Origin of the sequence: Prevotella merdae (assembly GCF_900290275.1) — a bacterium.
GTDB classification, from domain to species: Bacteria; Bacteroidota; Bacteroidia; order Bacteroidales; family Bacteroidaceae; genus Prevotella; species Prevotella merdae.
Genome location: NZ_LT985323.1, coordinates 39,834 through 53,154, shown reverse-complemented (window position 1 = coordinate 53,154; position 13,321 = coordinate 39,834). Strand labels below are relative to the sequence as shown.

The 13,321-nt window shown below is 45.4% G+C and carries 10 protein-coding genes and 1 pseudogene; 3 read left to right on the top strand and 8 right to left on the bottom strand.

Features of this window, described 5'->3' with window-relative positions:
- Position 1 precedes the first annotated feature (1 nt).
- From C9991_RS00195 to C9991_RS00160, 8 genes are all read right to left on the bottom strand, one after another.
- Entirely contained in the window at positions 2-1,300 is a 1,299-nt protein-coding gene (locus C9991_RS00195; RefSeq protein ID WP_106810646.1) for a DUF3575 domain-containing protein, read from the bottom strand.
- Positions 1,301-1,494: 194 nt separating this feature from the next.
- Positions 1,495-2,739: an ABC transporter permease gene (locus C9991_RS00190; RefSeq protein WP_106810645.1), complete on the bottom strand. Its 1,245-nt coding sequence runs from the start codon at positions 2,737-2,739 to the stop codon at positions 1,495-1,497.
- A gap of 357 nt (positions 2,740-3,096) precedes the next feature.
- Positions 3,097-3,849 (bottom strand): ABC transporter ATP-binding protein, encoded by a 753-nt coding sequence (locus tag C9991_RS00185; protein ID WP_106810644.1) that lies wholly within the window; start codon positions 3,847-3,849, stop codon positions 3,097-3,099.
- Positions 3,850-4,083: 234 nt separating this feature from the next.
- The gene (locus tag C9991_RS00180) at positions 4,084-5,277 is read right to left on the bottom strand and encodes an efflux RND transporter periplasmic adaptor subunit (RefSeq protein WP_106810643.1); all 1,194 of its coding nucleotides are present in this window, start codon (positions 5,275-5,277) and stop codon (positions 4,084-4,086) included.
- Positions 5,278-5,368: 91 nt separating this feature from the next.
- Positions 5,369-6,712, bottom strand: a complete 1,344-nt coding sequence (locus tag C9991_RS00175) for a TolC family protein (RefSeq protein ID WP_106810642.1) — start codon at positions 6,710-6,712, stop codon at positions 5,369-5,371.
- 264 nt (positions 6,713-6,976) lie between these two features.
- The gene (locus C9991_RS00170; protein WP_106810641.1) at positions 6,977-7,579 is read right to left on the bottom strand and encodes a riboflavin synthase; all 603 of its coding nucleotides are present in this window, start codon (positions 7,577-7,579) and stop codon (positions 6,977-6,979) included.
- Positions 7,580-7,633: 54 nt separating this feature from the next.
- Entirely contained in the window at positions 7,634-8,665 is a 1,032-nt protein-coding gene (menC, locus tag C9991_RS00165) for an o-succinylbenzoate synthase (RefSeq protein WP_106811699.1), read from the bottom strand.
- A gap of 16 nt (positions 8,666-8,681) precedes the next feature.
- A complete protein-coding gene (locus C9991_RS00160) occupies positions 8,682-9,266 on the bottom strand; it encodes a DUF4738 domain-containing protein (protein WP_106810640.1) in 585 nt (194 codons plus the stop codon).
- Between the two features lie 918 nt (positions 9,267-10,184).
- Here C9991_RS00160 and C9991_RS00155 point away from each other — a divergent pair.
- The 3 genes and pseudogenes from C9991_RS00155 (at position 10,185) to C9991_RS16945 (ending at position 13,245) form a co-directional block, all read left to right on the top strand.
- Positions 10,185-11,228 carry a glycoside hydrolase family 43 protein gene (locus C9991_RS00155; RefSeq protein ID WP_106810639.1) on the top strand — a complete coding sequence of 348 codons (1,044 nt, stop codon included), beginning with the start codon at positions 10,185-10,187 and terminating at the stop codon, positions 11,226-11,228.
- Positions 11,229-11,337: 109 nt separating this feature from the next.
- A pseudogene (locus tag C9991_RS00150) lies at positions 11,338-12,333 on the top strand (family 43 glycosylhydrolase); the annotation flags it as partial.
- Entirely contained in the window at positions 12,313-13,245 is a 933-nt protein-coding gene (locus C9991_RS16945) for a family 43 glycosylhydrolase (RefSeq protein WP_232823252.1), read from the top strand. The pseudogene C9991_RS00150 and the gene C9991_RS16945, both read left to right, overlap by 21 nt.
- The last annotated feature ends 76 nt before the right edge of the window (positions 13,246-13,321 follow it).

The following is a 13,321-nucleotide window of genomic DNA, read 5'->3' as shown; positions in this document are numbered from 1 at the left end:
GTTAATTCTTCTTTGTGTTACGTCTATAGAGCAAGTCGTAACTTAGCGTTATCTCCAGTCGGGTAGGACCCAGCCATGAGTAGCGATGCTGTCTCTTGCGGAAGTCCTTGGCATCGCCGTACCATTTATAGTAATACTGTTCCGTGTCCGTGTCGGGGTCGATGGGGCACTTCCATTGATAGGGATCGTAGAGCGTGTGGAGATATCCAGCCTGCAAGCCAAGCTCCAGTCGCCAATGCTCGGAGCGTCCCAACGGCACAACATATCCTATGCCGGCGCCGGCGCCCCAACCTTCGCCCTCCCATCCGCGTCTCTCGCCGAAGCAGATGTTATATAGGTACGCGTGCGCGTAAAGGCTGAAGTAGAGTCCCTTGAAGGCCGCCCCTTGTCCCAACCCCCGCTCGCGTATGTCGCCGCTTCGCAGATAATAGCGGGTGTGGAGCTGATAGTTGCGCAGCTGAAAATACTTGTGCTCGTCGTAATGCTGCCACCACGGACCGTCGAAGCTTGCCCCGTAGGTTAGGTGTCCGTGAAGCGGATAATACTCAATAGCCACGTTGGGTATAGGGCAAAAGCGGTCGTAGCCAGGCATATAGGCAAAGTCGAGCAGCAGATTGGTCTTAACGCTCAAGAGTTCGCGGCGTGGCAGCGTGGTGTAATTGCTGAAAGGAAAAGTGGGGATGTTTAGTTGAACATCGTTTGGGATAGTTGTCGGCATTATAGCCAAAGGCTTAGAGAGCATACTATTGTCGTCCAAGCCAAATAGCTTCCTCTTGTCTATAGCCATTATGCGCACGGCACGCAGCACAGGGAAATACTCCTTTAGCACGTATCGCCATAGCTTGCCGCCGTCATACCGCTTCATCGCCTCCTTAAGGCGGGAGGTGTTGGAGCCATAATGGTTGATAAGTGAGTCGACCTCATGCAGTCTCGCATCCTTACTGATGTGCATCAGCGTGCGGAGGAGGGCATAATCCTCGGGTACGACATCATAGTGTATGCGGTCTGGGCTGATGCCGTAGCTGCCGAGCAGCCTGTCCACAGAGGCACGACGACCCTTGGCCAGACGACAGTTGTTGTCGTATGGACCTTCAGGTGATGCTGTGGCACGTCCAAGGACGATGCCTCTGTCGCCCAAAGCTTCAAGCTGGGGAATGAGGACATGGGTAATCCACTCTCTGTCTTGATTGCTGACGTTTATCCTGTTTACAATAAATTGGATGGGACGCGAATTCTGGACAAAGGTGCTGTCGGTGGTTTTAACCTGAGCAACCGTGTCCAGTGCGAAGCATGAAATCAATGTAATTATTACTAAAAAATATCTCACTAATAATTGTAAAAGTATCTTCTAACTCTGACTTGATTTATATAAAATCATTGGGGGATAAACCATTACCCCCCATGCTTTTAGTTTTCTCGCTGCAAAATTACGAAAAATGTAATAATTACAATAACGTTACGTGATATTTTTTTACTATTCTCCAAGTTTTTTGGCTATTCGTATCTTATAGCCTCAATCGGGTCGAGTTGTGCAGCCTTCTTGGCTGGATACCAACCGAAGAACACACCAGTGAATGTACAAACGGCAAAGCTCATAATGATGCTCCAAGGCTGTATGTAGATAGGCCAGTGGGCTATAAGCTTGACGGCATACGAGGCTCCAACACCCAATGCCACACCTATCAAACCACCTGTTACACTTAACAGGATAGCTTCAATAAGAAACTGGTTGAGGATATCCACGCCACGTGCACCTACCGACATACGCAGACCAATCTCGCGTGTACGCTCGGTAACGCTTACATACATAATGTTCATAATGCCGATACCACCAACAATGAGCGATATGCCAGCCACACAGCCCAGCAATATGGTCATCATGTCTGTTGTAGAGTTCATCATACTTGCCAGCTCTTCTTGCGAACGTATGTTGAAGTCATCGTCATCGGCATCCTGAGTGTCGGTAGCCTCCTTTAGCTTATGGTTATGGCGCAATATTGTTGTTATCTCGTCGATAGCCTTATTGGTAAGACCCTCAGTTATTGCCGAGCATGTAATGCCTCCGAGATAGGTTTGAGCCAAGATGCGCTTCATAACAGTTGTATATGGTGCAAGCACAAGGTCGTCCTGGTCCATACCCATAGAGTTGTAGCCTTTCTTCTTCAATACACCTATAACACGGAACGGGATGCTGTTGAATCGCACTACCTTGCCTACTGGGTCGGAACCATCAGGAAACAGGTTGTCCACTACCGTTTGTCCCAATATACATACCTTGGCACTTGCCTTGATGTCGGCATCGGTAAACATCTCGCCCTCGTCAACAGATAGCTGGCGTATGTCCAAATAGTCTTGGTTTACACCGTATATCGACGATGGTGCATTGTTGTTGCCGTATATCCACTGTCCACTGCTGTTAACAGTAGGACTAATGCCTTTGATGAAGTTGCACTCATCCTTAATCGACTGATAATCGGTAAGCTTTAGAGTCTCCATTGACGATGCATCCTGTCTTACACCACCTGGTCCGCGTCGATCGGCACCAGGACTAATCATAATCATATTAGAGCCCATCTCGGCAATGTTAGCCTGTATACTTCTCTTCGAACCTTGGCCAATTGCAAGCATCGTGATGACCGAAGCCACGCCGATGATAATGCCTAAGGCAGTGAGGAAGGAGCGCAACTTGTTGGCAGCTATTGCGCGGAGGGCTATCTTTAAAAGATTGCTATAGTTCATTGTTTTATTGTTTGCTCTTGATTTTGGCTCATCTGATATTTTGTTTTTATAGTTCCCACAGAACTCACAGAAGACACAGAAGCCTACGGGGTATTTTTCTCGATTCCACAGAGCGTATAGACGCTGCGCGTCATACGACAGAAAGCACGGAAACGATTGCTTGTGTCTCCAAAGGCGGCGAATCATGCAATCAATTCTGTGGATTCTTGCCTCGCGAAGCGTAGGCCATTCTGTGGATTCGAAAAGCTTAACCCCGTAGGCTTCTGTGTCTTCTGTGCGTTCCGTGGGAACTAAATATAGATGAACCTAAATACTTAATTATTAACTCCTAACTCTTAACTCGTAATTCTTAATTCTTTATTCGTCCGAGTTGGCAGGCAGAGCAGCCAGTCCGTCGGCTGCCGACAGTATATTATGATTATACTCGTCGCTTATCACGTGTCCGTCGCGTAGCATAATATTGCGTGAGGAGTAGTTGGCAATGTCAGGGTTGTGCGTAACGAATATTATAGTGCGACCTGCTGCATGCAGCTTTTGGAACAGTATCAGTATCTCGAACGATGTACGTGTGTCGAGATTACCAGTTGCCTCGTCTGCAAGAATCACTGCAGGGTCGTTTACCAATGCTCTTGCAATGGCTACACGCTGCATTTGTCCGCCTGACATCTGGTTCGACTTATGATACAATCGCTCGCCCAAGCCTACTGCCTGCAAAGCCTTAATTGCTCGCTCCTCACGTTCCTTTGCGCTTACGGCAGCGTTGTACATTAATGGCAACTCCACATTCTCAACGCTCGTGGTCTTAGGCAGAAGGTTGTAGTTCTGGAATATAAAACCTATCTTGCGGTTGCGCAATACGGCTCGTTGCGACTTAGACATCTTTCTAACCGAAACCCCGTCAAGATAGTATTCGCCTGAACTTGGTGTGTCGAGGCAACCAAGTTGGTTTAGCAATGTAGACTTGCCCGAGCCCGACTTACCCATAATGGTTACAAATTCGCCCTCGTATATCTTGAACGACACTCCACGTAGTGCGTGTACCGTCTCGTCGCCTACGAGAAAGTCGCGCTTTACGTTGTCGAGTTCTATTACTACTTTTTTTTCGTCCATATATATTATAGATTTGGAAGCCTCACCCCCTTGCCCCTCCCACATAGGGAGGGGAGTGGTATGCTTCTATGTTTTGAGATTTAGATAAAGGCAACATCTTGTAGGAGGTACGGTCTCCGAACCGTACCACGCATGTGGCATATCTTCATTATTTATTGTCGTTAGAGTGGTACGGTTCGGAGACCGTACCTCCTACAGAATGCTGCTTATATTTAGAGTGGATTCTAATCTCTTTTATTTCTTCTTGTTCTTTCCCGGAGGGCCAGGAGCAAACGGACTCTTCTCTCCTCCTGCATCAGCAGTAGCATTATTGTCATCTTCTCCACCAATGACGTTAAGGCCTGTTATCACCTTAACACCTGCACTTATGCCGTTAAGAATCTGTGTGTTTGTGCCATCAGTCATGCCAATGTTCACCTTATGAGCCACGATGTTGTTGCCCTCAATAGTCCACACCTTGTTCTTTGCATTGCCAGTCTGGTCTACAATCTTCATCTTGCCTACAGTCTCCTTCAGTGGAGTAAATCGCAGAGCCTTCGACTGAACCGAGAGCACGCCTTTGCGCTCAGCAGTATAAATAGTTACGTTGGCTGTAAGACCTGGCTTAAGCTTAAGGTCGGCATTAGGTGCCGATATAACCACCTCGTATGTCACAACGTTGTTGGTAGTGGTTGCCTCTTGGCGAACCTGCTTAACGGTGCCCTCAAAAGTGTCGTCAGGATAGGCGTCAACGGTGAATGTTACACGTTCGCCTTCTTTAACATCGCCTATATCAGCCTCGTCAACATTTGCCACAACCTGCATGTTGGTAAGGTCTTGTGCAATAGTAAACAGCTCTGGAGTAGAGAAACTGGCTGCAACAGTCTGTCCTTCTTCTACCGATTTCGACAGTACTACACCGTCAATAGGCGATGTGATAGTGGCATAACCAAGGTTGGTTTGTGCGCGTTGCACCTCTTCCTTAGCCGAAATCACCTGCTCCTTAGCCTGTGTATACGATAGTTTAGCATTGTCGTAGTCGTCGGCAGCAACAAGTCCCTTCTGATAAAGGGTCTTATAGCGGTTGTAGTTGGTGGTTTGATAGTTCAGTTGGCTTTGAGCTGTGGCAAGCTGAGTCTTGGCTGTGTTTAGCTGACTCATAAGGTTGGTCTTGTCGAGTTCGGCAATAACCTGACCCTTCTTCACCACCGAGTTGTAGTCGACATAAAGCTTGCTAACGATGCCGCTGACCTGAGTACCAACTGTTACAGATGTAACAGGCTCGATAGTACCTGTAGCTGTAATGCTGTTAATAATGTTTGCCGGTGCAACCGCAACCGTTTCAAACGAAATTTCTTCTTTCTTCTTGCTGCCTGACAAAGCATAGACAGCAAGGGCTATGATAATGACGCCCGCCACTACCAGCCATACCTTACTTAATTTTCTCATAAATCTCTAATCTTGTCTCTAATTATTTATCCCAATTATTACATATCGTCCCCCTCCCTATGGGGAGGGGTAAGAGGTGGGGCTTTCCCCTTTACTTAATCTCTCCTGTCTTATAGAACTCCAGCATATTAAGATTAAGTATAGCCAGATACTTGCTCTGCAATTCGTTTTGCTGAGCCTTCAACAGGTTAGTCTTTCCAGTCATCAGTTCTACAGTATTTTTAAGTCCCTGCTTAAACTGTTCTGACAGAAGGTCGTAGCTTGCCTGAGCACTCTCTGTAGACACGCGTGCCGCCTTATACATATTCTGGTTGGTAACAGCCTGCAGCCAATAGTTCTCTACGGTAGAGTAGAGAGTAGTCTGCTTGTCTTGTAGGTCGAGCAGATAGCTCTGTTTTTGTATATTGGCCTTGTTTATGGCTGTCTTGGTCTGTCGGTTGTCAAACAGCGGAATGCTGACAGTAATGCCACCACCTACAGTAAAGTTGTTTTTCAGCTGAGTGCCCCAGCCATTGTTGTTCATAGACGAAGTATTGGTAGACAGTCCGGCGCTCAATCCTATAGTAGGCAACTTGCCAGCCTTGGCAATCTTTACGCTAAGGTCGCTGCTCTCAATACCTAGTCGGGCGTTCTTTATTTCTGGACGCTGTTCGAGCGAAGCTGTGTACACATCGTTAAGAGCCGGAACCTCCACCAAAGCCATTTGGTCTGTGGTTTGTGGTATGGCAACATCAAATTCCTCGTCGTTAGCAATCTGCAGCAGCTGTTTAAGCTGGCGTTTATAGTTGCGCATATTGCTCTCTGCCTCCACAATATTATATTCGTCTTGTGCGCGTTGAGCTGTAAGTTGAGCCAAATCAGCACGACTCATCTTTCCTACTTCAACCATTGTTTTGCCACGTTCCTCATTGGTTTTGCTTGTGTTCAGGCTTTCCTTGCTCACGTTTATGGCATCGTTAGAATATAGTATCTGTACATATAGCTGAGCAATCTGCTCCAACACATTATTGGCTGTTGTAGCCGAGTCGAGACGAGCCTGCTCTGCGGCAAGCTTGTTAAGCTTAACGGTGTTTTGGTTCTTGTTACCGTTCCATACAGTCCAGTTGCCCTGAAGCGAGTAAGAACCATTATAGTAAACCTTTGCCACCTTTGTCTGCACCTTGTTGCCAGCAATCATAGCCGAACCTTGCTCAGGCCATGGATTGTAACTTATGTTTTGCGATGTTGATAGGTTTAGCGACGGCAGCAATGCAGCCTGACTCTGTTTAACATCCTCAAGGGCCGAATATTGCTGTAGTTTTGCTTTCTGTAGTTGAATGTTGTTGGTAAGTGCATAGTTGATGCAGTCCTTAAGCGACCATTGTCGCGCCGCACATTCAGTAGACATTGACAGCAAGCAAAGTCCTGCCAGACAAGTCATCCCAATCTTTCTCATAATTAAATAGTGTTTTGTTAATGTTTTCTTGATTTTAATTTCCTATACTCTCTCTCTTGTCTATTTCTGATAGTTTGATGTAAAAATAGAGCAAAAGGTTTATTGAGAGTATATATTATTAACAAATGTTTTGTATTTAGGCACATTTGTTTAATAAAAGAAAAAACAAAAGTGTTTGATCGTCAAACACTTTTGGGGTAAATATGTTTAATGCGCCAAACACTTTTGATGTAAAGATGTTTGACGCATTATCTTTTTGGCCAATTACTTCAGTTGTTGCAATCGTGCGATATACTTGCCCAAGATGTCGAATTCTATATTCACCACGCTGCCCACTTTTATATTGCAGAAGTTGGTATTGTCGTGAGTATAAGGAATTATAGCCACGGTAAACGAGTTTTCAGTTGGGTTGCATACCGTAAGCGACACACCGTTAACAGTTACCGAACCCTTGTCTACCGTAAAGTATCCACGCTCTGCCATAGCCTTATCGAAGGCATACTCAAAGGTGTAATATGTAGAGCCGTCGGCATCGCGCATGTCCACACACTTGGCAGTGCCGTCCACATGTCCTTGTACAATATGTCCGTCAAGTCGTCCGTTCATAATCATAGAGCGTTCCACATTAACGCGGTCGCCTACGTTCATCAGTCCAAGGTTAGATCGTTCCAAAGTTTCCTTCATAGCTGTAACCGTATAATTGTCGCCCTCTATTGATACAACAGTAAGGCAAACGCCGTTGTGTGCCACACTCTGGTCAATCTTTAGTTCGTTTGTGAACGAGCATGTAAGCGTAAAGTCCACATTCTCCTTGTCGTTCTTAATGGCAACGACAGTAGCCATTTCTTCTACTATACCAGAAAACATTTGTCTAATTGTTAAGAGTTAATGAATGATAATGGGTGTATTTATTCAGGAGAATCATATTCTCCACAATTTCTCGCCTTTTATCTCGAGTGGCATTGGTATATTGTCTTCAAACAATTGTCCAGTGCCCAAACCTTGATACATCTGTATGTTAGGTCCGTAGATATCGGCAGCAAGCTGAGCCACAGCGTTCAGACCTATATTACTTTCCAGTGCACTTGTCATCCACGATCCTATGCCACGTGCTTTTGCCAGCTCAATCCATTCGCGTGTGCCGTATATGCCTCCATGCAGCGACGGCTTAAGTATGATGTATTGAGGCTGTATACGGTCCAACAAGTCCTGTTTCATTAATGTCATGTTCACGCCAATAAGCTCCTCGTCCAATGCAATAGGTATAGGTGTCGATGCGCAAAGTTCTGCCATCCTTGCCCATTGATGTTGCTTTATAGGTTGCTCTATAGAGTGGATGCCATACCGTGCCAATTGCTCAAGGCGGGTCATAGCCACATCTGGTGCAAATCCGCCATTAGCGTCAAGCCTTAATTCTATCTGTTTCTCGTCGAAAGCCTCTCTTATATGATGCACAAGATCTAGTTCGCGGTCGAAGTCAATAGCGCCAATCTTCAGTTTAACACATCTGAATCCAGCCTTCATCTTGTCTTCAAGACGTTGCAACATCTCGTCATAGTTGCCCATCCATACCAATCCGTTGATGCAAATACCCTCTTCTCCACGTGTGAAAGGGGTGTCATACAGAATACCTTTTCCTCCATTCTCAAGGTCGAGCAATGCAGTTTCCAGTCCAAACAATATTGATGGGTATGGGCGTAGCATATTATGGTTGAGCGTTCCCGTAAGTTCGGTCATACGGCAGAGTTGCTCAAGTGTAGCCTCATATTCTGGTCGGGCATCGCAGCTAAGATCTGGCAAAGGGGCACATTCGCCAATGCCCTTAATGCCTGGTTTATCGTCGCTTGTAGCCTCAATTATCCACGACTTGCGTGTAGTGTATATTCCGCGTGATGTGCCTGCAGGTTGCTTAAAGTGCAGCGTACGTGGTATGATATTCAGTTTGTACTTCATACTTACCTTATATATACTATTCTTCAACTGCCTCTTCTGCATCCTCGTCACTTGTAGTGTCGAGCTTGGTGTCTTGCTTAATCTTCACAGCTCCTAATCGTGTTACCGTCATAACAAGCGGCACATAGTTGTCGCTCATCTTGTCTGGTGAGCCAACAGAAGCGGCAAAGTATAGATTGTCGGCATCCGCATGATCGAACACAATGCCCAGCAAAGCACCGTCTTTATAGTCATTGCCAACATATTCGGTAAAGTCGGCTTTAGAAAATGTGCGGTTAAAGAACTCGCTGTCATCGCTACGTCTGATAACAAGTTTAATGCGATTGTCGTAGTATTTATTACCACTCTCGTCCTTGGCGAGTTGCAAGTCTTTGTCAGCCTTGCGTTCTACACACAATGTGTAAGCCGAACCGAGCCAATTGACAGTTCGGTTCTGCGAATAGTCGCCCATAGTCTGTGTAGGCTTTGGTGCTGCTTTAGCCGGCTTGCGTGCTATAATATCGTTGCTTTTAGGCTTGCTGGTGCATGCAGTCCATAGAGCCATTGCTACGAATATCGCCGAAGCGGCAAATGTACGAGTTATTATTCTACGTGTTTTCATAGGGACAAAGGTAGTGCAAATCGCGGACAATACAAAACAAACTTGTTTGTTTTTATTGTCGAGATGCCGCCTACATTATATAAAGGTAGTGCAAATCGCGGACGATACAAAACAAACTTAAACAAAACACAAACAAAAAATGTGTGCGCCTCGCGGCGTACACATTTTTCAACAAACCTTAAACTTACTTTATTCTTATAACTAACTACAAGACCTTTCTAGTATCAACTACTAAAAAACAATCTAAACAACAATCTAATTAATTACTAAATCAAATCTCTTAAACCTATAAACTAAATCAAAAACACCTATTAACTACTAACGAAATCAAAACTATATATTATTATATCCTAATAATGCAATCTTATTTACCTAATTACCTAAAGAACTCCTTGAAGCGAACTGTTTTCGTTTTTTTCTGATGCAAAGTTATGATAATGTTGTTAAAGCGAAGTATACAAATCGTTCATATAATAGCAAAAATTGATATTTGGCATTTTTTTTTACATCATTGAACGATTTGTGTTATTGGTATGACCGATTTATTGTCTTATTTCTTTTTTGGGGGCTACAGAAAACGATGTTCTGTCTGTTTAATAAGCAAATAAAACCAAGTAAGACTAATGCTAAATTCACAGAAAATCAATATCAATTTGCAATTGAGACATCTATACTCTCATCTATGGGTAATCAAGAAGGAGTATGGCATAGCACCATCAGATGTTAATATTGAAGGTACGACTTAACGTCGTGCCTCCTCTTTTTTTATATATAAGCGTGCTTTATACACTTATTTCACTATTTGTTCCCCTTTTCGCACGATTTGTCCACCTCGGTAATAAGTATTTTCCTTAATTTTGCCGTAGTAAATATAAGTAATAAATAAACCTGATTAAAGAAAACCTCAATCGTAAGACAATGGACAAAGGTCTGAAACTTATTTTGTTTTTATTTATGTTGCCATTGGCAGTAGCTACGGCAGCTGGCAAGAAGCCGATAAGCGAAAAGCAGATGTCGGCTTACCTCATGGTGTTTCATCGCGACGACACACATAGTCTGTATATGGCTTTGAGTAGGGACGGCTATCATTTCACAGCTCTTAACAATGCTCAGCCAGTTATTTGTGGCGACACAATAGCCGAACAGCGTGGTGTGCGCGACCCGCATATCTATCGTGGGCCTGACGGTGCCTTTTATCTTGTAGCTACCGACCTGCACATCTATGCGCAGCGCGAGGGCAAGCGTTCTACCGAATGGGAACGCGATGGAGAAACATATGGTTGGGGCAACAACCGTGGATTGGTTCTAATGAAGTCTAAGGACCTTATCAACTGGACTCATACTGTGGTAAACATCAACGAGATTTCGCCCGAACTTGCCGACATAGGATGTGCGTGGGCACCAGAGACTATATACGACGAGAAGGCTGGACGGTTGATGATATACTTTACCATGCGTCACAAGAATGGTCCAAACAAGTTATACTATGTATATGCCAACAACGACTTTAACCGTATTGAGACCGCTCCAAAGTTGCTCTTCGAATATCCCGATACCAAGATTACTGCTATCGACGGCGACATCTGTTATGCTCAGGGCAAGTATCATCTGTTCTATGTGGCTCACGACGGTACACCAGGTATCAAGCAAGCTACATCCGACAGTATCAACAATGGTTGGCTGTACGACCCTGCATGGTGCGACCCTGAGCCAACAGCTTGCGAGGCTCCTACCGTATGGAAGCGTATTGGCGAAGACAAGTGGGTATTGATGTACGATCATTATGGACAGAAGGTGCACAACTTTGGCTTTGTTGAGACTACCGACTTTAAGACATTCCGCCCGTTGGGACACTTCAATGAGGGCATAATGTTTGCCACTAACTTCAACCAACCTAAGCATGGAGCTGTGGTGCAGATAATGGAGAAGGAGGCGAAGAGGTTGGAGAAAACACAAAAATAAAGCCTCACCCCCAGTCCATCCCCAATAGAGAGGGGAGTGATGTGCAATGATTGTTATAAATAATAATAGTATAAATAATAAACATTAATAACCAGCTTCACTTACCATTATGAAGAAAACATTTATTACCTTAGTTCTTGCTGCCATCGCTCTCTGCCCATCGCAGACCAAGGCACAGCAGAACCCAATTCTCCCCGGCTTTCATGCCGACCCCGAGATAGTATACAGCAACCTTACCAACCGCTATTATATATATTCCACCACAGATGGTGCGCCAGGTTGGGGTGGCTATACATACCGATGCTTCTCGTCGGCCGACCTTAAGGAATGGCGCGACGAGGGCGAAGTGCTTAATGCCAAAAATGGTCAGATACCTTGGGCCAACGGCAATCTGTGGGCACCAGCCATACAGGAGGTAAAGACAGGCAAGGGCAAATACAAGTATTATCTCTATTATAGTGCCAATCCCAAGGCGGGTGGCGGCAAGGAGATTGGTGTTGCCGTTAGCGATAGTCCTACTGGTCCGTTTGTTGATTACGGCAAGTCGATAGTCAACACCATACCTGACGGATGCCACGGTCAGCAGATAGACGTGGATGTGTTTGTAGATCCACGCTCTAAGAAGTCCTATCTCTATTGGGGCAACGGCTATATGGCAGGTGCCGAATTGCAGAAGGATATGACAACCATTAAGCCACAAACACTCAAGGTGCTCACACCTAAGGGTGGCACATTGCAGGATTATGCCTATCGTGAGGCTCCGTACGTGTTCTATCGCAATGGTATCTACTACTTTATGTGGTCGGTAGACGATACAGGTTCGGCCAATTACCACGTAGCTTATGGTACGGCCAAGTCGCCTCTTGGTCCTATCACTGTGGCAAAGAATCCTATAGTGATACAGCAAGACCCCAAGCATGGCATCTATGGTACAGCGCACAACTCGGTTATTAATGTTCCAGGAACAGACGATTGGTACATTGTGTATCATCGTATCAACAAATACTTTATCAATGCCGATGAACAACCGGGCATACATCGTGAGGTATGCATCGACCGAATGGAGTTTAATGCCGACGGCACCATAAAGCCTGTAACTCCATCTAATGCCGTAATCAACAAGGATGGTTCTATCGATCTCATCAACAATGGCAATCCTCTTTTCCGCCATGTACACACAGCCGATGCTGCCGCATACGTAGAGGGCGATACCCTTTGGCTATTTGCCGGACACGACGAGGACGATGCTCCACGAAACGAGTATAAGATGAAGGATTGGCTTACTTTTTCTACCACCGACCTCAAGCATTGGCATCAGCACCCAGTGGGACTTGATATATCTGCCTTTAAGTGGGCAGACAGCAAGCAAGCTTTTGCTGGACACGTTGCCAAGCGTAACGGTAAATACTATTGGTATGTGTCTACCAACTGGTGTGGCATTGGTGTGGCTGTAAGCGACAAGATAACCGGTCCGTATAAGGATGCACTGGGCAAGCCGTTGCTCACCAATAAGGACTGTCGTGGCTCTAAGCATAGCTGGGCTTGCATCGACCCTGCCATCTTTATCGACGACGACAATACACCTTATATAATATGGGGCAATCGCCAATGCTACATAGCTAAGCTAAAAGACAACATGATTGAGATTGATGGCGACATCCATCAGCTTGACCTTGGCAACGACTTCCCCTTTACCGAGGCTCCTTGGGTGCACAAGCATGATGGCAAATACTATCTTACATATGCTGTTAGTTGGCCCGAACGTATGGGCTATGCCATGAGCGACAACATTATGGGGCCATGGAAACCTATGGGGCTGATAGATGGTGTGGCAGGCAATAGCAACACCACTCATCCGTCTATCGTTAAGTTTAAGGATAAATGGCTGTACTTCACACACGATGGTTCGCTGCACGACGGTCACTCGTATAAGCGTAGTGTGGTGATGAAAAAGCTGGAATATAATAGCGATGGGTCGATAAAGCCCATTGACAGTACACCGAGCATAGTGAGGTAGAATATGAGCCTTAGCCCAACCCCTCCTCAATAGGGAGGGGAATGTAATTGCTAATAATCATTGTACGAACATAATA